Raw genomic sequence first — 23,814 nt, forward strand, 5'->3', positions numbered from 1 at the left:
ATTACTATTATAATAATATAAACAATAGTATTGATCAATACATGACATCTCCGTATACTCAGGTTATATACAAAATACAGATATGGAGTGATGGAAATGCCTTTCTTACTATTATTCGTTGCCTTGCTGGCAGCCTCATTAAATATGCGTCCGGTAATTACTTCGGTCTCACCGCTGCTGGGTAACATTCAGAGTGATCTGGGGATGAACAGCCTGCAGGCCAGCCTGATGACAACACTGCCAGTCCTGTGTATGGGGATATTCGCACCCCTTGCTGCGAGCATCAGCCGCCGATTCGGTCTGGAGCGCACGATCTTCGGGGCCATGGTGCTGATCGGGGCGGCGACAGCCGCACGCGGGTTCCTGTCCTCATCCTCCGGTCTCATTCTGACGGCGCTGGCAGCAGGCGTAGGGATCGGGATTGCCGGACCGCTGCTGTCAGGCTTCATTAAGCGTCATTTTCCCGGCCGTTCAGCGATGGTTAGCGTGTATTCCGCCTCAATGGTGGTGGGTGCTTCGCTCGCAGCCGGGATAGCTGTTCCGGTCTATACCTGGCTGGACAATTCCTGGCAGCTGTCCCTGGCGGTATGGGCAGTCTTGTCGCTCGCCGCGCTTCCGGTCTGGTGGAGAATAGCCGCGCGGTCCAAGCCGCTGAAGGATCAGGCTGCACCTTCCAGGCTGCCCTTGAACAACGGCAAGGCTTGGCTGCTAACCGTGTTCTTCGGTCTTATGGCCAGTATCTTCTATTCACTGACCGCCTGGCTGGCCCCGATGGCCGCATCCATGGGGTATAGCAAGCATGAAGCGGGCAATCTGCTTACACTTTTCACCTTGATACAGATTCCGGTAAGCATCCTCGTGCCCATCCTTGTGGCCAGATTCCAGCGGCGCACGTTATGGCTTGTGCTATGTAGTCTGTTCGAGCTAAGCGGACTGCTGCTCCTTCTGGGCTCAGCCTCACCGCTGCTCAGCGCAGTAATGCTTGGTATTGGCGCTGGCGGATTATTCCCCCTGGCTCTAATGCTGCCGCTCTTAATGACGGAGCGGGCGGAAGAGGCCAGCTCCTGGTCGTCGCTTAACCAGGGAGGCGGGTATTTTCTCGGAGCTTTGGGACCACTCGCGATTGGCCGTATCTACGATGCCTCGGGTTCATTCCAGCCCGCGCTGATCGGCATGGCCGTAGTCACTGTACTGATGATTGTGGTGCAGGTGATGATTGGACGGAGCTCCCGCGAGGGCAACGCTCTAAGGAAGAGTACGGCTTCGAGCTGAATGCCGACGGCTTGAAGTTCAAGAATGCCAAGTAACCCTTGACTGGCTGCGGATGTGTAAAAGAAATAGTAACGCGCTCCTTGAGATCTGCCGGGAGTGCGTTTTTGTTATAATGGGAGCAGGTGACCAAAGTACAATTCAGGTGAAGGGGAGGACAAGAATATGGATATGAATTTGAATATGAATACGGATATGAAAGAGCCGGCCGTTCAGCTTATTGCCATGCTGGGCCAGCCGTACCATCCCAAGAGCGTCCAAGCCTTGCTCAAGCCCTATGACGTTAAGCGCATGCCGGCGGCGAAGAGCTATTTCAACGATACCATGATCTCGTGCGCAAAAGCATCTCTAAGGATGGATCTCTACCGTATACCCAAAATCAATGAGCTGACCGGACTACAGTATACGAATCCCGATGAATGGATCATCAGCGCCATCCACTTTCTTCCCCCTGGTTCGGGCGACCGGATCGAAGTGCCTTATCCCGTTATTTTACCTGAGGGCATTACAATGAACTCTTCGCCTGAGGAATCGATCGCTGCCTATGGTCCTGCGCAGCTGGATGAAGAATGTGAATGGCCCGGATTTTCCGGCCGCATTATCGCCTGGCGGGGCGAGGGCATAAACATCGCCTTAGAATACGAGTATAGCGGGGAGGGTAGAGTGCTACGAACCTATACCGCCTGCCTAATCGGCTGCATCGGCGCTTGGCGGAGCGATAACCCGGAGGTTTTTGCACCATGAGCAGGGGGAATTAGCCTGATAGGAACAAGCTTTTGATAGAATTACAGCGGCTTGCGGAACAGGAGGCATAGAAGCCAATCAACAAGGAAACTTAGTTGAAAAAAAGGCACTTGTTCCCGCCGAATCACGCCCCAATTAAGCAGTTGGAAAAAGGCACTTCTTTCAGCCGATTCTATGAAATCGGCTGGATTTGCACAAATTAAGTGTTGTTAATCCAACTGCTACCCACAAGTACCCCGTTAGAGCTCGAATAGTTGTACTTTCTCCACTAGATTCCTTCCCCATTCTATCAACGCATGATGAACCTAACCTTCCATCCCTCCTGCAATTCATACTGATGAGCACACGTGCTAATTTGTATTTACAAATTATGGAATGCATGTTATCTTTGCTATGAAAGCGCAACCATGATCTGATAGGTTAACCAAGGTTTTACCATTTTTATCATGGGGAGGAAAGAAGAAAATGAAGAAATGGCTCAAAAGAACAGGAACATTGCTGCTGGCCTGTACGCTGCTGCTTGGAGGGATGAACGCCCCGCCTGTGGCCCACGCTGACCCTGCATTGATCACCATCGAAAGCGAGAATGCCCAGCTCACCCCGGATCTGCAAGTGACGACCCAGATTTACGGAACACCGAAGCCCGGCTATTCGGGAAGCGGTTTTGTCTGGATGCAGAACTCCGGCACACTAACCTACACCGTAACTGTCCCGGAAACCGGCATGTATACGATCTCGACCCGTTATATGCAGGAGCTGAGCCCGGATGGCAGACAGCAGGCATTAATCGTTAACGGTGCTGCCAAGGGTTCGTATATGCTGCCCTACACGACTACGTGGAAGGATTTCAATTTCGGCTACCACAAGCTGAATGAAGGCAGCAATACCATTCAGGTAAAAGCAGGCTGGGGATTCGCTTATTTCGACACCTTCACGGTGGATCATGCGAACCTGGACCCCCTGGTTGTGCAGCCCGTTCTCTCTGATGCTCAGGCCACGCCCGAAACGCAGCTCCTGATGAATTATTTGACGGAGGTGTACGGGAAGCATATGCTCTCGGGCCAGCAGGAGATCTACGGCGGAGGGAATGACGGCAACTCCGAGCTGGAGTTCGACTGGATTCACAACCTGACAGGCAAGCTTCCGGCAGTCCGCGGGTTTGACCTTATGAACTATAATCCGCTGTATGGCTGGGAGGACGGCACTACCGCCCGCATGATCGACTGGGTGAATACCAAGGGCGGGATTGCGACCAATAGCTGGCATCTTACCGTTCCCCGTGACTTCACCGCCTACCAGTTAGGGGAATTTGTGGATTGGAAGAAGGCTACCTATAAGCCTACCGAAACTAACTTCAATACCGCAAATGCTGTGATTCCGGGAACGAAAGAATACCAATACCTGCAACTGGCCATTCAGGATCTGGCGGAGCAGCTGCAGATTCTGCAGGAGAACAACGTGCCCGTGATCTTCCGTCCTTACCATGAGGCAGAGGGCAACGGCGGGCTGAACGGGGAGGGGGCGTGGTTCTGGTGGGCTTCGGCAGGTGCGGAGGTGTACAAGCAGCTCTGGGATCAGCTCTACACCGAGCTTACGGAGACTTACGGACTACACAACCTGATCTGGACCTATAACAGCTATGTGTACAGCACTTCTCCCGCATGGTATCCAGGGGATGACCAGGTGGATATTGTCGGCTACGATAAATACAATACCATCTACAACCGCTATGACGGACTGTCCGGCGTGCCGAATGAGGACGCGATTAGCTCGACCTTTTATCAGCTGGTTGACTTAACTGGTGGTAAAAAGATGGTAGCCATGACCGAGAACGACACCGTTCCCAGCGTGCAGAATCTGACCGATGAAAAAGCGGGCTGGCTCTACTTCCTCCCATGGTACGGAGAGCATCTGATGAGCACGGCGTTCAATTATCCGGCTACCCTGACCACTCTGTACCAGAGTAATTATGTCATTACGTTAGATGAGCTGCCCGATCTGAAGGTGAATCATCCCAATCCCAGTGCATCTATAACGCCCGGGAACGCAGCCTTTGATAAAGCGGCCATCTTGCAGCAGGATATTTCCGTAGCGCTGACCTTACACGGACATCAGCTGGCAAGCCTGAAGAGCGGGAATTATACGCTTGTACCCGGCCAGGATTATACGGCAACTAGTACGGCTGTGGTTCTGAGAAAAGCGTATCTCTCCACGCTGCCGCTCGGACAGAATGCGATCACCTTTCACTTCAGCGGAGGCAATAACGCTATTCTTACAGTGAATGTGGCAGACACCCATATTCCTGCACCCGCAGGAGATCTGACGGTCCAAGCCTATAACGGCAGTACGGGCGCTTCGACCAGCGGGGTTTCGCCCAAATTCAAAGTCGTCAATACCGGGGATTCAGCGATTTCACTCAGTGATGTGAAGCTCCGGTATTACTACACGATTGACGGCGAGAAGGATCAGAGCTTCTGGATCGACTGGTCCAGCGTTGGAAGTGCGAACGTAACCGGCACATTCGTGAAGCTGGACACCCCGGTGGCCGGTGCCGATTATGCACTGGAGATAGGCTTCACCAGTTCCGCTGGAACACTGAATCCCGGCCAGAGCGCAGAAATCCAGATCCGCTTCTCCAAAGCAGACTGGTCCAACTACAATCAGGCGGACGATTACTCGTTCAAGGCCTCGGGCAGCCAGTTCGCAAACCATGAGCAGGTTACCGGGTATGTCAGTGGTCAGCTGGTGTGGGGAATGGAGCCTTAACACAGGGTAGTCAAAAGGGCTGGATTGAGGGTGATGCCCAGATCCAGCCCTTTTTAAGTCGACCTGCCCATATATTCTGTGGTCTTTTCAAAAACTAAGTAAATGCTCATGAAAAATTGACACCTCCTTATTAAGAGGTTTATACTGAATCCATTAATGTGAGTTAAAACTCACAAAAATAGATGAAGGGAGAATATAAGCGATGAGTATTACCAAACATGATAGCTTACTTACCAATAATGGAGTTGAATCAGCGGCGAGATTGCTGCCGACGCAGTCAGTGCAGAAGTTTCGCGGGATTTGTAAGAATAAGTCCTCAAGGAATGTGTTCCTGACTACAGTAAGCATGGTTGTTCTTGATAAATATGACTTGCTCACCGATGAGGGGATATGCCAGCCGGTTACGAATACAAGCGATAAACTGTATGACAGTTTACTAGAACTAAAAATGCCCGAACAATTGGACATACCCTTTGCGGAACTTCTTTTTCGCGTTAAAGATGGTTTTGAACAACACTATTTGAAGGAATTAGAGAAATGTGATGGGATTCCGATTATCTACCTGGCCGGATACAATGACATTGCTTTGAATAACATAAGGTGTCCAAATCTAAATCTATGTTTTGAAGAGATAGATGACGATTTGTTCATACATATAAACTATGCAACCATATTGTATCGACCCGAAATTATTGGCTTTATTCTTGAAAGCTTTGAGGCTATATTTACAGTCATTTGCGATAATCCAAAAGTGATGCTAAACGAACTTAATACAGTCTGGGAAGAACAGATGACTATGCTAAGTATATTTAACCGGACAGAAGCTGTTGAGGAAAAAAAGTTACTGATTGAACAATTTGTTGATATTGTTCAATGGAAACCACAGGAAACGGCACTAATATTTGAAGACGTTAAATATAGCTATAAGGAATTAAACGAAGCAGCAGATCGCTTTGCCAGTTATCTGAGTGATAGAGGTGTACAGTGTGGAGAGATAATCCCCATTCTTCTCCCCAGAAGTGAGAAATTTATTATTTCTATGTTAGCTGTTTTGAAGCTGGGTTGTGCCTATTTGCCTCTTGATGTGGATTTCCCGGAAGAAAGAATCACATATATACTCAGAAACAGCAGAGCCAAGCACATTGTTTCTGACTTTGAGTCTGATCACATTAAGGAGATGTCCGTGATTAGATTTGATTTTGGAATACAAGCGTTTGAAGCAAAATCATTCCCGCCAGTTTCCGCTGGGAATTTAGCGTATGTTATTTATACGTCAGGGTCGACAGGTAACCCCAAAGGAGTTTGTATTTCCAATAAGGCTGTTAGCAACTTTATTCATGCTATAGTTTCGGATATGCACCTTAAGGAGAATATGAATATTTTATCGCTGACTACCGTTTCATTCGATATTTTTGTGTTGGAGAGTCTCCTGCCGCTGTTATCAGGAATGACATTGGTATTGGCAGCGAGTGAGGATGGAAGAGACCCTTCCAGGATTTGCAGTCTGATAGATAAGTATAAAGTGCATTTAATTCAAACCACACCAACCAGGATGAAGTCTCTGATCAATGATTCGAATTTTACCGATATTATCCGAAAACTTGACTATGTTTTGATTGGAGGAGAGCCTGTAAGCGCGCAATTAATAAATGATGTACAGTACTATACGGCTGCCCAAATATTCAACATGTACGGACCCACAGAAACTACAGTCTGGTCGACAATGAAGAAGGTGGATAACCGGACAAAGGTCAATATTGGGAAACCGATTGCCAACACAAAGGTGATGATCCTTGACTCCTACAACAAAGTGGTTCCTATTGGTGCAGAGGGTGAGATTTGTATCAGTGGTTCAGGACTTTTTAATGGATATCTTTATAATGAAGCTTTGTCGGATTCCAAGATTGTACATCTGAAGAATAATCATTTTGAGGATGATTTCTATAGAACTGGTGATATGGGGCGGTGGGGAATAGACGGGGAAATCGAATGTTTCGGGAGAATGGATAATCAAGTGAAGGTCCGTGGTTACCGGATCGAGCTTGAGGAGATCGAAGAGGCTTTGCGTACATATGAAGAGATCATGGATGCAGTAGTGACCACTTCAGATATGACTAGCGGAGAAATCTATTTGAAAGCCTATCTTGTAGGTAGCACCCAGTTAAGGGCGAACGAAGTGATTGCATATATATCGCGTATTCTTCCGAAATATATGATTCCCAGCAGCTATTACCAGATAGAGTCGGTGCCCTTAACACCTAACCTGAAAATTGACAGGAAGGCATTAAAAGGAGATATTCAGAAACAATTATTGTACTCAGATCCGGTAGATGAACCTAAAAATGAGATAGAATCTTTGTTATTGGATGCCTGGAAAGAAGAGTTAGGGACTGAATCTATTGGACTTGATGATAACTTCTTTGCGATCGGGGGCACATCACTAAAAGCTATTCAGCTCACGACTAATCTTTTCTCCAATTTTGAGATTAGCGGAAACCTGCTCTTTGAATACCCAACGATACGCCAATTGGCGGCGCAAGTTAAATATAGGAAGGAGAACTTAACGGATTATCTGTTTACTCAGAGAGAATACGCTCATCAGTTGTTAACAAGCTGGACCTCTGAGCAACCTTTATATTCGGCGCAGATGCAAGAGTATAAAGAAAAAATATCTGTTTTTAAGCAAACGCACAGCCTGAATACAAGCATTAAATATAAAAACATTCTCTTAACAGGCTCAACTGGCTATTTTGGGCTGCATCTGTTGAACCGGTTGATACAAGAAGACGCTCAGGAAATCTATGTACTGATCAGGCCACGGGACGGGATGACTAATCAGGAGCGCTTGGATCAGAAATATGCATACTATTTTCAAGACGAGCCTCCTGTCAGCAGCTTTGCCAATGTTCATATTGTATCAGGGGATATAACCCTGGATGATTTGGGAATGGATGAACAAACTTACAGCGGATTCACCCAATCAATCGATTGTGTTATTCATGCAGCCGCATTGGTGAGTCATTATGGGTCATATAACAACTTTTTTATGAATAATGTCCAAGGGACCTCTAATATGGTCAAGTTCGCTCAGCAAGGCAAGCAGAAATTCATTTGTTATATTTCTACTCAAGGAATGGGAACGAAACTTAAATCCCCTCTTCAAAGAGAAATTTTCACGGAGTTCGATGTCATTGCCGAGGTTGAAGCTGATAATTACTACCTGCAGACCAAAGCGGAGGCGGAGAACCTCGTAAGAGAAGCTGGTAGTCCTTATATGATCTTCAGATTAGGTACACTGTTTACTAACTCTGGAACAAAAGTAATTCCTCATAACTATAAAAGCTTAGCAGCGTATAAAGTACTGAATGCATTCAAAAGCCTGGAGATGATACCTGATTTACCTGTCCCCGTACAGGACTTTTCTTTTGTCAATCATGTTGTGGATGCCTTTCTGAAGCTGTACAACATTAGGGACTTAAAGAATCAAACCCTGCATTTGAGTTCAAGTGTACCTGTTCTAATGCCGGACCTGGGAGGAATTATTAGAGCGCAACAAACGAAGATAGAGATGTTAGGAATTCAGGATTTTTTTGATGAAATCCATCAAAGGTATTTAAAAAAAGAGAAGATATCAAGTATTACAGACTTGCTCGCTTTCTTTCATGTCAGTAAATTTTTTACTGACCGAGAAAACCTGTTTACCAGCATACTATTGGACCATCTGAATTTCAAATGGGAAACGTTAGACAAGGATAATTTCACGATCTAATTATAAATGGAATTTAACTCTGCAAAAAAGCTGGAGGTGAATGCGTTAACGCATTCGCCTCCAGCTTTTTTTACATGCTTTGTCCTATTCAACTAGCATTTTGTATAGACAATCTACGCCGACCTGAAGAATACGTTCTTTTTCAATGGGGTGATTCTTGAATACAATCCTGTCGACAAGTGCAGTGATGTAGTCATAAAAAATAAGGGAGACCGCTTTGATATCATTGGAAACCAAATCCTCACTGTGGATCAAAAAAGCTTCATAGGTCATTAAGCTAATCCGATCCTGATCTTCATCAAGTATCTTGGCTACTTCCGGCTTAGTGTAGTAAAGGGAATCAAGCTCTTTAGCGAACTCCTTCTCAGGTTCATGGAGCTCAATTAAGTATTCTACGAAGGAGCGCAGCCATTTCTTTTTGTCTTTTGAATACAATTCCTCATTAATTTCTGATCTGACGGTTTTGAATACATTCCTGAAATGGGCATTATATTGTATCACCAGTTCCATCAGAATGGCATCTTTGTCAATAAAATATGAATAGAGACTTCCTATGGATATACCCGCAGTTTTAGCTATTTCATTAGTTGTAACATTGTAAAACCCTTTTTCACAAAATAACTTTTTGGAGGTTTCCAGAATTTCCTGCTTCTTAATGACTCCTCTTTTTTGCTTGGGTTGCCGGAGTTTCTTTTCTGCCTTCATGTATTCACTTCCCGCCTTCTTGATTAAAACATTTTATAACTAACAGAGGACGAAGTCAACGGAAATGAAGCTTTTGCTCATTTTTATTGACTGTTTTATAAAGTGAGTATATACTCATATTAAAAGATGAGCATTAGCTCATAATATCGAAAGCAAATAGTCTTCACAAATACCATATGGAATGAGGGTTGCTCCAATGAAAAATGAGAATTTAAAGAAGACATTAGGTTTAGTTGCACTTTCATTAGTAATGTTTATGGTGACACTTGATTCCACAATCACGAATATCGCCTTGCCCACGATTACGGATTATTATGGGGCGAATTTAACGGACAGCAACTGGATTAGTACGGTTTATGTATTGGTTATGTCCGTATTTATCATTCCTGCTTCGAAATTAGCTGACCAGTTCGGACGCAAAAGAGTAATGCTGATAGGCCTCTCCTTATTTGGTGTGGGCTCAGCTCTATGTGCACTTTCCGGCAACCTGGTACTATTAATTGCAATGCGGGTTATTCAAGGGCTGGGTGGTGCAATAGTAACTCCTGTGATGATTCCGCTATCTGTGGAGAATTTCGGTAAAGAGAAGGCTGGGCGTGCTGTGGGGATCATAGGTGCGGTGACAGCGGTAGCAGCGGCGGCAGGACCTCCGATTGGAGGATTTCTAATCAGATATTTCAACTGGCAGACTATTTTCTATGTGAATGTGCCGGTTGTAATCATTACATTCGCCCTAATAACAATCTGCTTTATTGAATCATTTGATCTGACGATATCGAAAAAAATAGATTGGCTTGGGATGCTGTTCTTATCACTAGGATTATTTCAGCTTACTTTTGTTCTGGTAAGGGGCTACGATATGGGGTGGATGTCAACTAACATTCTGTTGTTGATCGCGGGTGCAATCATTTCTTTGATTATATTTTTTATTGTTGAGCTGAAGGTTCCGGAGCCTTTAATGGAGTTTGCGTTATTCAAAGAAATTACATTCTCCTCTTCAACCGTGGTTTACTTTATTTGCGGTTTTGCGGTAGTGTGCTCCTCTTTGATTTTTAACTTTTTCCTGCAAAATGTTCGTGGCTATACTGCTTTGAATGCTGCGTATATCATCATGTTTATGTCGTTGACTGTTATGATTTCCATGCCATTAGGCAGCAAACTGGCGGAGAAAATAGGATTCAGGTCCATCATTTTTACTGGGATATTATTAATGAGTGCCAGCCTGCTCCTGCTGACCCGCTTAAGTATGGATACAACCCGGCTACTCATGATCGGCGAGATGATGCTCCTTGGATTCGGATTCGGATTCTCCTGCTTATCTATTGTCTCTGCTGTTCAATATATTCCGCAGACCAAAGCCGGAATCGGGTCAGGTATTGTCAATGCGGCCAGACAATTGGGCACTTGCCTCGGAATCGCGCTTCTTGTAGGTCTGACAACACATCAAGTGGATGTAGCTAAGACCAATATTGAGCAAAAGGCTGTAAAGGAGGTGAATAGTTCCAGTATGGTTGCGTCGCTTAAGACGGTTTTAATAAACGATCTGCAGAAAAATAGTAGTTCTACGAGTAAGGACGGTAATGAGTTGCAAAAAATCATTGAGAAGGATATGGAAAAAGCGATGAAGGGGTTAGAGGATTATCCGAAACCGGCAAATAATGAGGTTCTTCAAAAGCTCTTTGAGGGATCGGCAAAAATGACACTCCAGTTTGAAAAGGGGAATGGGACTACAGGGGGCACCATATTTGATGGAATCAGCGGTATTAATGAAGGGAGTCGAAGTCTTGCTTCCGGTATTAAAGGTTATGTGAACCTGGTTAATGAAAGTTTGTATCAAATCATTCAAAGCAATCCATACGCCCCAGAGCTGCTGGGAGAATATATAAAGGAACTGGAAAGCACCCAGCAAACCTATAAAACAGCTGCTCAAGGACAAAAGAATCAAATGAAAGATAAGATGAATTTTCTCACTTATTTGATTTCGATCTATTCAGTTGGAACAGATCCTGACATTACAACTGGAGAACAATTTCAGAGAGCGGTGGCGGAAATCGGGAACAGCGATCCTTCTTCGAATACGATTACCGCAGCAAGTAGCAGGCTCATAGAAGGAGCGGGCCAACTAGCTGCTACAGCTAAGGAGATTGATGCACAATTTGCTGACAACGGTGATTTCAAGGCCGGAGCAGTAAACCTGGAAAAAGGTATTGGGCAGGCAGGACAAATAAGTGAAGTAAAAGAGGTTGTCACACAAATTGCGAACATCAAAAATAATGAAATCGTAGCGGCATTTACGAAAACATTTTTGGTGGCGGCATTTATTATTCTGCTTTCTGCTTTTGCTGGTTTATTCACTGATCGTAAGAAGAGAAGCGGGGTTATCTCCACGCAAAGCGATCATCCGGGTATAAACCGAGTATGATCTGATCAAAGACACATTAAGTAAGTATAAGCTCACTTTTATTGACAACACAATAAAGTGAGCTTATACTCAGTTAAGTGGTTAAGGAAAAAATTCACACATTCAAGCATGTTTATGGAGGATGAGAATTTAATGAGCGAAGAGAGGGAGAAAATCTATTATTGGAAAAATAGCTTAACATGGACTATAGAGGATGGTGTTCTGAATATCGAAGCCAGAAAGTACAAAGGACATCCAGTGGGTGTTTTTTCGCAGCTTTATTATGATTTTCTTAAGGGGAAATCTGAAAGAGAGCTGGAAGGGTATTTTTCACAGTATGAGAGTAGGGCAGCGCGTATCATCAAGCTCTTTGTCCAGGATCTGATGGCAAATGGTTTTCTGGTTTCAGCTATAGCTTCACCGCTGGAGCTCTTTCAATCCCAATATCAGTTTATTGGCGATGACTATCCAGAGCACTTTTTTCTCGTTAAGGACAATGTGGATCGGTATGTAGAAGCGAAGAAACACAGGTTCGATTCAAGGCAGAGATCGTCCTCAATCGTACTGGTGAATACTAACGACCTTCCTGAAGTACTCCATAGGCGTACGAGTACAAGAAGATTCGATGTAACAAAAAAGGTGGATATGCAAGTATTCAACGATCTGTTGATCAGTCTGTGTCAGAAACAACATGGAGAGAGTATAACGTATTATTACCCAAGTGCAGGCGGACTTTATCCGCTCAACATGTATGTATTTGTTAAGGAAGGGAGAGTAAAGGGGGTTTCTGGAGGTTTATACAAATTAAATCCGGCAAACCATGCACTCATTCCTCATCAATTAGATGCAGATATCAATACTGATGCGCAATATTTTACGAATAAAGAAATAGCTAAGGAATCTGCATTTACGATTTATTTTACATATGATGGCGAAGTGAATATGCAAAAGTATAAAGGACAAGGTTACTTTTATGGTATCTTGGAGACCGGTATTTTATTGGGTTTGATAAGCTATTATGCAGAATATCTGGGACTGGGAAGCTGCGTCATCGGCGATATGGAATTTGGCAAGATCGAATCTTATTTTGAATTGAACACGAATGAGGTCTATATGCAGTCTATTGAGCTTGGCATGAAATTGATGATTCCATAAGCAGATGAAAGGAATGACCCCTACCAATGAAAGATGAAGTTATTCATAAGTTATGTGAGATTATACAAAAGCATATCACGGAGGAAATATCTCTCTCCAAGGAAACCAGTTTGTTTGAATTAAATATTTCCTCTCTGAAAATATTGCAAATAGTAGGAGAAATTGAGAGACGGTATAATAAAAAAATGGACATTACCGATTTCATAGAATGTGAGAGTGTTGAGGATATTGCAATTTTCTTGGCAAATGCAGATTCTCTGCATGAATCATTGGTGATTCGCAAGGAAATGGGGATTCACGATGCCTCCCGTTTCCCCCGTTTAACCAATGTCCAATTGGCTTATCTTACGGGCAGAAATAAAGAGTTTGATCTAGGAGGGATTTCAACACATGTTTATATAGAGTTTACTTCCAGACTTGATATGAACCAGCTAAGCTTGGCAATTCAACAAGAAATTGAACGGCAGGAAATGCTGCGCTGTATTTTTTGGGATAATGGAACGGCAGAGATCCTTCCTTCTTCCAATTTGAAGTATGAAATACATGTTCTTGATATATCTGACCTGGAGAATGAAGAACAGCAGCACTTCATTCTCCAAAAGAGAGCCGGCCGGGAGCACAGGAACTTTAATCCTTCTGAGTGGCCCCTGTTTGCTTTTGAGGCGCTGAAGATAAATTGTGAAGAAACGTATATTTTGTTTGATATTGATGCTCTGATCGCTGATGGATTAAGTATTCAAATTATGTTTGAAGAAATAATGCAGCTGTATTCAGGACGACAATTACCCGAGCTTCCCGTCACTTACACAGAAATTGCAAACAGAGATTATTCCATAGAGAAAGAGATGGATCGAAGCTATTGGCTTGATAAGCTAGACTGCTTCCCCCCGGCACCGCAATTACCCTATCTGACGAAAATTCAGAATGTCGAAGTTCCTACGTTTAACAACATACATAAAGTTCTTACTGCGAGTCAGTGGAAGGATATCTTAAAAGCATGCAGTGCTCATCGAATTAGACCTACTATATTTCTAATGACCTGTTATGCCATAACACTCTCTAAATGGAGTAACCAGGATAAACTTACTATCAATACTACGTTTTTCAGTAGAGATATTGCTAAAGAGAATGTTGATACCATTATTGGTGACTTTACTTCTCTCCTGCTGGTATCCTTCCAAAATCGTAAACAATATTCTTTCTGGGACAAAGCAGCCGAATTTCAAGCTCAATGTCTGCAGGCTTTGAAACATAGCAAATTTGACGGCTTAGATATTGTTGGGGAGCTTACCAGAAAAAACATCATTAACCGAAATGATATTTTTGCTCCGGTAGTTTTTACCAGCATGTTATTCGATAAGGACATAAGCAGCTTGGGGATGTTGGGGGAAATTGAATATTACACCTCTCAGACTCCTCAGGTTACGCTTGATCACCAAGTTCTTGAGGTGGACGAAGGAATAATGCTGAATTGGGATTATGCGGCAGAATTATTTGACAAGAAACTGATTTGTTCGATGTTCGAGGACTATACCTCCTTGATATATTCTGCTGTTTCCAATCAAATGATTCAAGATTACAATTTGGAGTCAGCAATTGAAAGGTATAATAACACATCGCAAGGATTCGGGAATGAGACTTTAATTTCTTTATTTACTCAACAGGTAGCCCTTCGGCCTGATCGCGTAGCTGTAGAGAAAGGGAATGAGAAACTAACATACAGGGAATTAGAGGCCCAGGCAGGGAAATTTGCACAGTATTTGAGAAGTGAAGGCATTCAGGCTGGGGATTATGTGGCGGTACAAGGGGAACGAACGATTGAAGTTATCATCGGAATCCTCGGAGTTCTTAAGGCAGGCGCGGCATACATCCCCCTTTCTCCGGATATCCCTGAACAACGAAGGGCCTGGATTCTTGAAGAATCACAATACAAGCTTCTTATAACAAGTGAGATGATCAGGGATTCGATTCAACATATGCATTCTGAGAACTGGGATACTGGGGTTAGTGCTGATGATACTGCATATGTTATTTATACATCCGGGAGCACCGGCAGACCCAAGGGGGTTGTTATTTCGCATCAGGCGGTTGTGAATACAATCCTGGATATCAATAGAAGGTTTCAGGTGAACGAGAATGATGTTGTAATTGGTCTATCCAATTTATCGTTTGATTTATCAGTATATGATATCTTCGGCACATTATCTGCAGGCGCTTCATTAGTGCTGATTGATGATCAGAGAGACGCAAAGACAATCCGGGAAGTGATTCTGGATAAGCATATTACCATCTGGAATTCGGTGCCAATGATCATGGAGATGCTCGTGAAGTATTCGGAGGGCATACTCAATGACATCATGGATTTTGATTGTTTACCCGATTTGAGGCTTGTACTCTTAAGTGGGGATTGGATACCGCTTAATTTACCGGAACGAATCAGGTCGATATTCTATGACTGTAGTGTAATTAGTCTGGGTGGAGCAACCGAGGCAGCCATATGGTCCATTTATTATCCCGTTGAAGAGGTGGATAGCAAGTGGAACAGTATTCCTTATGGTTACCCTTTAAGCAACCAATCCTACTATGTGCTCAATTATAACGAAGAGCTATGCCCGATTGGCGTAAAGGGTGATCTGTACATCGGAGGAACAGGTCTTGCCAAGGAATATATGTTTAATCCGGCGAAGACGAAAGAAGCCTTCATTCATCACGAGAAATATGGAAGATTGTATAAAACAGGTGATTTGGGAACTATGACCGCTGCAGGCTATATAGAATTTCAAGGGAGAAATGATTTTCAGATCAAAATCAGGGGGTATCGGGTTGAACTGGAGGAGATTGAGAAAGGATTGTTGGCCATACCGGGCATTACGAGCGCAGTCGTCATTTGCGCGCAGGATAGCAGGGGGATGGAAACATTATACGGATATTTCATCAGCAACTCCAAGCTGGCGGTTACATCAATTGTAGATGCTCTTGAAGGCAGATTGCCTGACTATATGGTCCCTAACAAAATTATACAAATAGATGAAATCCCTATTACCGGAAATGGTAAACGAGACCGGAAGAAGCTTTTAGACCTGGCTAAAGCATATACCCAACATTCAGTGAATGATGAGAGGTATAAAGCTCCCTCCAATGATACCGAAAATACATTAGCTGAAGTCTGGAAGGAACTGCTGGGAATTGACCCTATCAGTGTCGATGATAACTTTTTTGATATTGGAGGGAATTCTGTATTAGTTATGGAGCTGTTCAACAGGCTGGAGAATATATACCCGAACCATTTGAAGGTCGTTGATATTTTCAAATATACGACAATTCATAAACTGGCCTGTTTCATAAACGTGAAGGGACAAGCTTCTCCAAAAATGAAGGCAGTTCCCATCCCTGCCAGCTATCTGACGAATGCGGTTCATGTGAATAAAATGTATGAGTTTTCCGTTACTGGAGATCTGTATACAGGCTTGAATAAATTTATTTCCACTTCGGACTTATCACTTGAATGTCTTATCGTTTCAGCTTTTATATATTTTATCTATAACGAATTTACACCTTCTGTACCCTGTGTTTATTATCATGACGCAGCAAGCAAAGGCTATGCAGAAGTGACTATTGATTTTGACAGAATCAAAGACTATCCGTCATTGCTGAACAATGTTGGCGGCCAACTTCAAACTACTGGGGGTATAAGCTATTCGGCAGACCGAGTACAACCTTGTTCCAGAGATGCCATCCTACCCGTTGTCTATAACCTGGATGATCGTTCTATCAATCCTAAGGATATAGAGAACTTCGGGATGGCGCTTGGATATAGTGTGAAAGAAGGCAAGGAGCTGACATGCAGCGTTCAATTGAGCAGAACATGGAATGAGGATGTTGGGAAGAAATTTGCCGGACAAATGTATAAGATCTTATTGTCGAGCACTAAATAAAGGGGAGAGAAATAAATGGATAAGTGTTCAGTAATTTTCCCGGGGCAATCTTCCCAATATATAGGAATGGGCAAGGAGCTCTATCATCAGTATGGATTTGTTAAAGAGCTGTTTGAGAATGCTGAAGATATTCTGGGTATCCCAATTAAAGATATTTGCATGGAGGAAGGAGAATATGATTTAAATAATACTCTATATACACAAGTAGCAGTGTTTATAACGAATATTTCCTTCTATAAAGCTTTTAGACATGAAACAGGCTTATGTCCTGCTTACATGGCTGGACATAGTCTGGGTGAATATGCTGCCTTATGTTGCAGCGGGGCCATCCCCTTCGAGGATGCTCTGGCGATCATTACCCAACGGGCTCACTTTATGGATGTTTGCAGCAGGAGAATTCCCGGGGAGATGTGGAGTGTGAATCATTTCCCTGTTATTCAATTGGAGAATTGGATTCATCAAACAAACAATACGGTTACGATTGCCTGTTATAACTCGGAACATCAAGCAACGATCTCGGGAGAAAGCTCTGAAATCAATGATTTCATTCAACTACTAAAGTCAGAAAATATTGTCGCAACAAAACTTAAGGTAAGCGGAGCGTTTCACAACTCTTTGATGAGTAATGCTGCCCATATGCTCTATAAAGAGCTAGTGCAATATCCATATAAAGAGATGCATACAGAAGTAATATCAAATGTATATGCAAGACCGTATCTTCCTTACCGAACTGGGGCAATTCTGGCAGAGCAGATCACACAACCTGTCCGTTGGGGAGCGACCATTCAGTATTTTCAGCAACACGGTGTTACTCACATTTTTGAGCTGGGCCCTAAAGAAATATTGAAAAAAATGCTGCATAGTGAAAAGGGGAGTATGCAGGTCTGGGCCTATGATAACCCGGAGGATAGAAGGAGGATATTGGATTTATCAATACGGGGAGCGGACCAAGCTGCTCAAAGTGAGGAGGTAAGCGTATGAATATTTTAGAATTAGATGAGCTTGAACCTCTAAATATAGAGGAAAAATCAATACAATCCAACGAGATCGCAATCATTGGACTGTCTGTCAAGCTCCCTCAGGCTGAGAGCTTACATGAGCTATGGCAATTATTAATGAACGAAATTGAAGTGATAGATGAAATTCCCGAGAATAGAAGAAACGATATTGTAAGATATCAAAGGTTTTTAAATGATACGGACCCTAAAATACATAAATACGGGTATTTGAACGAAATTGACAGCTTTGATTACAGCTTCTTCAAAATTTCATATGCTGAAGCCTGTGCTATGGACCCTAAACAGCGTCTTTTTTTGCAGAGCGCATGGAACGCTGTTGAGGATGCCGGTTATAACAGCAAGGAGATCAAAGGCAGCAATACTGGAGTATTCGTGGGAAACAGCAACCTGGGTGAGTATAAGTATAGTGAGATGTATGAGAAAGTTTCTCCTTCCACCGTTCTCAATGCTGTAACAGGTAACCTGCCGGCGCTTCTGCCAAGCAGACTCTCGTATATATTGGATTTAAAAGGGCCGAGTATGGTCCTGGACACTGCATGTTCATCCTCTATGGTTGCTATCGTGCAGGCTTGCCAATCTATAAAAGAGGGGCAGTGTGATCTGGCAGTAGTAGGCGGAGTGAGGGTCTATCCGTTTCCGGTAGATAGCGGGATTCGGTTAGGGATGGAGTCCTCTGATGGCAGAACCAGAACCTTCGATGCTCAATCTGATGGTACAGGTGTATGTGAAGCAGTGATATCCATGGTCTTGGCACCGCTTAGTGAAGCTATTGCCAACAAAAAGCATATCTATGGGGTTATAAAAGGTTATGCAGTGAATCAGGATGGCAATTCAATTGGCTTGACTGCGCCTAACGGTGCTTCTCAAAAGGAGGTCCTGCAAAAAGCTTGGAAGAATGCTGGGATCTATCCACCGAACCTCACCTATATCGAGGCACATGGTACGGGCACCAAGCTTGGTGATCCTATAGAGATTGATGCGATTAATCAGGCGTTTCAGGATTATACGGATCGCAGACATTTTTGCGGCATTGGCTCAATAAAGACAAACCTCGGTCATGCCTATGATACTTCAGGCCTGGTGTCATTAGCTAAAGTCCTGGCGATATACAAATATAGAGAAATTCCGGCAATGATCAATTATCTGAATCCGAACCCACAAATTGATTTTGAGAATTCTCCATTATATGTGGTAGATTCCAAAAGAGAAATTGATAACAATATCAAAAGTATTCTTTGCGGGATCAGTTCTTTTGGCTTCAGCGGAACCAATTGCCACATCGTCTTGGAAAACTATGAACAGACCCGCGCGGGCCGCAGCAACCTTCAGGAGCATCCTGTGTTCCTCTCAGCCAAGACTATGAAGTCTTTGCAAGAGATGATTCTGAAGTATTATACCTTCATGTTGGAAGAACCTGAGCATAGACTAGGTGATATTTGTTATTCAGTCTCCCTTAAAGATGCTTTTGATTATCGGATATCCTTTTATACAAGTAGTAGGGAAGATTTGATCACGAAGCTGCATGCGTTGCTGGATAACGCAGAAGGCTACCCCATGAATAATGGATTTTATTATAGTGAGAATATTCTAAAGGATCAGGGCCTCAGCAATGAAAATAATGCTTGCTCGTTATATGTAAGGGAAGGTTCGGTATCCTCACAGTTGTTTCTGGATTGCAATAAGGTAAGTCTCCCTACGTATAGCTTTGAGAAGAATCGTTGCTGGTTGAAAGTGCCTTATGTTCATGAGTTCAATGGAAAGGCATGTGAGTCTGCCCGGAAACCGTCCGAAGACAACAAGGAAAGCTTCATTATCCATCTGATGGGGAAGAAAGAGGCTGAGTATACAGAGTATGAACGGGAGGCAGCATATCTATGGGGAAAGACTTTGGATTGTAAAGAGATCTCCATCCACCATGATTATTTCGAGCTGGGAGGGGATTCAATTCTGGCTATTCAGGTCGCGAGTCTAGCAAGATCGGAATATGAGCTGAGTTTGGACGTCAATGAGGTCTTAAGCCACAGCAGCTTTGGACGGTTTGCCGAATTATTGAAATCTAAGCATACCCAGCTGCGGAAGGCCGATCATGTAAACTACCCTGTTTCATCGACCAAAAAAGAATGTTTATAGAGCAGCTTAAAAATGCGGATTCTCTTGTGAATAATATTACAATGATTTGGAAGCTAAGCTCAGAACCGGATCTACAAAAGCTTCGTAGTGCGATTAAGCGTACGATAAAACGTCATGCCATCTTACACGCCTCCTTCTTCTTGATGAACGGTGAGGTTTATCAAAAGCTGAATAACCTGAACGTCGATATACTCACGGTACAACAGGATGGACGAACCTTGGGGACTATCATCAGCGAGCTAATTCATCCTTATAATCTGTCAATACCTCCGTTGTACAAAGTGATTATTGTTCAAGCAGGGGACGGAACATCTACTGTGATTTTTGATTTGCATCATATTGTGACGGATGGAACATCCAATGTAATCTTAATGAAAGAAATTCAGTGTCTATATCAGAAAGGAACCCTAACCGCTCTGGATAAGGACTATATTGATTATGTTAAATGGCAACAGGAGTTCAAAGAGAATCAAGTGGTACAGGATCAAAAAATGTATTGGATGAAGCAATTCGAGCAGCCTCTACCGAAGCTCCATCGGAAAAACGGGAATGCCGGAGGAAATAATGTCAAGGCAACGCTGTACAATGACCGGATTACAGAAGAAGAATACTTCATTCTAAAAGAGATCTCAGTAGCATATAAGGCCAGCATATTTAATGTATTGCTAACTGTATTTATGATAGTACTATCCAAAATAAATCATAATCAGGATGTGACAGTAGGCGTTCCGGTTAGCGGCAGAGAACGCTCGCCTTCAGAAGGGGTAGTAGGTCCTTTTATTAATACGCTCGCTCTTAGAAATCAAATACATCCAAACCACTCGTTTGCAGAAATACTCGGGCAGGTCAAGCAGAATTCGCTGGAAGCCTTCAAGAACCAGGACTATCCATTTGATGAATTGATTCAATTTCTAAATCAGCAGAATGGTTACCAGGAAAGTTATATTCGTTCCCTTTTTATATATCAAAATATGACGGCTGCCAGCGATTCAGTAACCTATCCTTTAGAAGATTACCAGGTGTATTTTCATCACCAGTCCAACTATGATTTATCTTTTGAAGCAACACCTGTCAAGAATTCGCTGCAATTAAGATTGATTTACAAGAATAGCTGCTATTCCCAAGAGGAGGTTGTAGAAGCGGTTCAGCGGATACATGAGGTTATAGATGTTCTTCACGATACAGCCAAACAGAAACAACCGGTCAATGTTTTTCTAAGTTTCGGAGAGACCGAAGGAGCAGCAGCGCTCGATACGGATGAAATATATTTTGATTTCTAAAGGGGGAATCACTTTGAATAGACTAAAATTATTTTGTATACCTCATGCAGGAGGACTGGCCTGTTATTTCAATGAGTGGAAATTGAAGATGAAAGAGTGTTCAAACATAGAAGTGTGTCCGATAGAACTATCCGGCAAAGGCAGTAGGGCGGATGAGCCAATATACCACTCGATCGAGGAAGCCTCAAGAGACATCTATGCTATTATACATGGGGATGTTTCGGAGGACTGTCCATATGCAATTTTGGGCCACAGCATGGGGGCAATCCTAATTCTTGAAGTATTACATCAAATACATTGCCGCAGACAAATACCATGGCCCGTTCATGTATTCCTTTCCGGGCAAGGTGCTCCGAAATATACGGCTTTAGACAATATGAGTGAGTTGCCCCATGAAATATTCATTAATAAGATCAAGAATATGGGAGGGATTCCGAAAGAATTATCCAACTACCCTGAGTTTCTAGCTCAATATACTTCAATCATTCAGAATGATTACAGACTGATTGATAAATATAATCATACGAAAGAATACTATTTCGATAACACGAAAATATCCGTTATGAATGGGAGGTTAGATGCTTCAGTCACTCTGAGGAATAAATTGGGATGGCAGGAGTATTTCTCTGACCAGATTGTTTTCCAAGATTTTGATGGCGGACATTTTTTTATTAAAGAAGATAGTGATAGGGTTGTTAGTTATATTACAGAGGTTCTAAACAGTAGTATTGCAATGGAAATGAGGATCGTCCAATGATGAACCTCTCTACATTACTCACGAATGTCTCTACAGTAGAAGATAAGGGAATTACTTTTATAACAAATAGTAAAGAAACATATGTTTCCTATAGCGAGACGTACAGCAAAGCGCTCAGGATGCTGAATTTCTTGCAGGGTCAGAATATGGGTAAGGGTTCGCATTTGTTATTTCAGATTGAAGATACTGAAACTGTTATCATCGTTATATGGGCTTGCCTGTTGGGTGGAATTGTTCCTGTCCCGTGTGCATGTGGCTATAATGAGAAGCATTTGGAATTGCTGCAAAGTATAAGTATTTCCTTAGATCATCCCTTCCTTGTCATTAGCCATAAACATGATTCATTCTTGCGTAAATTCAGCAAACGGAACGACATTTCCTTTGATTTACTGTGGAGAAATATAATAATCTTGGATGACCTGTCTTTTTTAGAGGAAGAGAGTGCCGGAAGTGTGGAAGTGAATGGGAAGTTTGATGAGACCTTAATTTTGTTCTCTTCAGGAACGACCGGACAACCGAAAGGCATTGCTTTTAATAATTGCAATTTAATTGAGAATATAATAGCTGTTACAGAATCATTGAAGTTTAGGAGAGACGACCGTGAGCTGAGCTGGACGCCATTACACCATGTTCTGGGTCTCATCTTTCATTTCCTGGCAATTTTCTCACAAGTGAATCAATATCTGATGCCTTCGACAAGCTTTGTTCAGCGGCCGTTACTCTGGCTGGAATTAATCAGTAAATATCAGATTACAATCAGCTTTTCTCCAAATTTCGGATATAAGCTGTGTGTTGACAATGCAGATACAGACGAAGCAGCCATGAAGCAGCTTAACTTAGGTTCCTTAAGAATGCTTATAACGGGTGCAGAGCCTATTTCGACTGTAATCATTAATCAATTCATCTCAAAATTCGTAAAGTACGGTTTAAAAAAGAAGAGTATATGTGCGGGGTATGGACTAACGGAGGCCTCCGTAGTAACCATGTCGGAAATCGATGAAGAGTTGAGGGAATTATGTATTGACAGAGAACAGTATCAATTGGGTCAATCCATACGACTATCGGAATCCGAATCGAAGAATAATATATTCTTGATTAGTCAAGGGAAGTTCTATGCTTGCAGTGAAGTATTAATAAGCGATGAAGAGGGGCGCGAGCTTCCGGAAGGAACAATTGGTTACATACAGATTTGCGGCAATAGTGTTGCTGATAGATATTATAGTGAACGCGGGATGTTTTCACTTAAAAGTGAAAACGGATGGTTTAATACGAAGGACTGTGGTTTTTTATATAAGGGAGAACTATACGTTACTGGAAGAATGAAAGATATGATTATTATCAATGGAAAAAACTATTTTCTAAATGATGTGGAGCGGGTGATTGAGTCCCTTCAAAGGGTGGAGAAGGGTTCGGTTGTATGTCTAAGCCATTCTAACACCAATGAGGGAACAGAAGAAATCATTACCATGATTGAATGGAATGATTCTGGTAAGGGAACCGAATTCGAAGCTATAAGCAAGGAGGTGAAGTCTATCGTCAACCGGAATTTAGGCCTGGAGATAAAACGAGTCCTTCCGGTTTCGAAAATTGAAAAAACAGCTAATGGGAAAATACAAAGACATGAGATGCTTAAGCTGTATGAAGAATATTTGATCGCTCAGCCAACATTATAATAACCTTAAATGCAGAAGCTCTGTGGAAATCACAAGAGCTTCTTTTTGCTGAGGTGTATCTAGGAAGATAACACTTGTGCGAAGTACGCTCGTGCTTGTTGGAATTATGTCTGTTATGTTATCTTAGCAGTTGAAGGTTTGACATCAAAGAATTATCTGGAAAGAAGGGAATTCATGACCCCTATAAATAATAAACCACAACAAGCAAAGA

13 protein-coding genes are annotated in these 23,814 nt (G+C 42.9%); 12 read left to right on the top strand and 1 reads right to left on the bottom strand.

Features of this window, described 5'->3' with window-relative positions:
* Window positions 1–96: 96 nt before the first annotated feature.
* From HQN87_RS12190 to HQN87_RS12205, 4 genes are all read left to right on the top strand, one after another.
* Window positions 97–1,272, top strand: a complete 1,176-nt coding sequence (locus tag HQN87_RS12190; RefSeq protein WP_173132965.1) for an MFS transporter — start codon at window positions 97–99, stop codon at window positions 1,270–1,272.
* Between the two features lie 162 nt (window positions 1,273–1,434).
* Complete coding sequence (locus HQN87_RS12195; protein ID WP_254075469.1) at window positions 1,435–2,013, top strand: hypothetical protein; 579 nt, start codon at window positions 1,435–1,437, stop codon at window positions 2,011–2,013.
* Window positions 2,014–2,478: 465 nt separating this feature from the next.
* The gene (locus HQN87_RS12200) at window positions 2,479–4,779 is read left to right on the top strand and encodes a glycosyl hydrolase (protein ID WP_173132968.1); all 2,301 of its coding nucleotides are present in this window, start codon (window positions 2,479–2,481) and stop codon (window positions 4,777–4,779) included.
* Between the two features lie 202 nt (window positions 4,780–4,981).
* Window positions 4,982–8,548, top strand: a complete 3,567-nt coding sequence (locus tag HQN87_RS12205) for a non-ribosomal peptide synthetase (RefSeq protein WP_173132971.1) — start codon at window positions 4,982–4,984, stop codon at window positions 8,546–8,548.
* Window positions 8,549–8,632: 84 nt separating this feature from the next.
* On the opposite strand, the gene HQN87_RS12210 is transcribed toward HQN87_RS12205, so the two are convergent.
* A complete protein-coding gene (locus HQN87_RS12210; protein WP_173132974.1) occupies window positions 8,633–9,253 on the bottom strand; it encodes a TetR/AcrR family transcriptional regulator in 621 nt (206 codons plus the stop codon).
* A gap of 196 nt (window positions 9,254–9,449) precedes the next feature.
* Between HQN87_RS12210 and HQN87_RS12215 the strand changes: the two genes are divergently transcribed.
* The 8 genes from HQN87_RS12215 to HQN87_RS12250 all read left to right on the top strand — a co-directional run bounded on the left by HQN87_RS12215 (window position 9,450) and on the right by HQN87_RS12250 (window position 23,603).
* A complete protein-coding gene (locus HQN87_RS12215) occupies window positions 9,450–11,675 on the top strand; it encodes an MFS transporter (RefSeq protein ID WP_173132977.1) in 2,226 nt (741 codons plus the stop codon).
* A gap of 114 nt (window positions 11,676–11,789) precedes the next feature.
* A complete protein-coding gene (locus HQN87_RS12220; RefSeq protein WP_173132980.1) occupies window positions 11,790–12,809 on the top strand; it encodes a SagB/ThcOx family dehydrogenase in 1,020 nt (339 codons plus the stop codon).
* Between the two features lie 26 nt (window positions 12,810–12,835).
* On the top strand, window positions 12,836–16,744 hold the full coding sequence (locus tag HQN87_RS12225; RefSeq protein WP_173132982.1) for a non-ribosomal peptide synthetase: 3,909 nt from the start codon (window positions 12,836–12,838) through the stop codon (window positions 16,742–16,744).
* A gap of 15 nt (window positions 16,745–16,759) precedes the next feature.
* Complete coding sequence (locus HQN87_RS12230) at window positions 16,760–17,725, top strand: ACP S-malonyltransferase (RefSeq protein ID WP_173132984.1); 966 nt, start codon at window positions 16,760–16,762, stop codon at window positions 17,723–17,725.
* Window positions 17,722–19,893, top strand: coding sequence for a beta-ketoacyl synthase N-terminal-like domain-containing protein (locus HQN87_RS12235; protein WP_173132986.1), 2,172 nt, complete (start codon window positions 17,722–17,724; stop codon window positions 19,891–19,893). Before HQN87_RS12230 ends, HQN87_RS12235 begins: the two co-directional genes overlap by 4 nt.
* A complete protein-coding gene (locus tag HQN87_RS12240) occupies window positions 19,884–21,173 on the top strand; it encodes a condensation domain-containing protein (RefSeq protein WP_173132988.1) in 1,290 nt (429 codons plus the stop codon). The genes HQN87_RS12235 and HQN87_RS12240 overlap by 10 nt, the downstream gene beginning before the upstream one ends.
* Window positions 21,151–21,930 carry a thioesterase II family protein gene (locus HQN87_RS12245; RefSeq protein WP_216857264.1) on the top strand — a complete coding sequence of 260 codons (780 nt, stop codon included), beginning with the start codon at window positions 21,151–21,153 and terminating at the stop codon, window positions 21,928–21,930. The genes HQN87_RS12240 and HQN87_RS12245 overlap by 23 nt, the downstream gene beginning before the upstream one ends.
* The gene (locus tag HQN87_RS12250) at window positions 21,927–23,603 is read left to right on the top strand and encodes an AMP-binding protein (RefSeq protein ID WP_173132992.1); all 1,677 of its coding nucleotides are present in this window, start codon (window positions 21,927–21,929) and stop codon (window positions 23,601–23,603) included. Before HQN87_RS12245 ends, HQN87_RS12250 begins: the two co-directional genes overlap by 4 nt.
* Window positions 23,604–23,814: the final 211 nt, after the last annotated feature.

Source organism: Paenibacillus tritici, assembly GCF_013204885.1.
GTDB classification, from domain to species: domain Bacteria; phylum Bacillota; class Bacilli; order Paenibacillales; family Paenibacillaceae; genus Paenibacillus_AQ; species Paenibacillus_AQ tritici.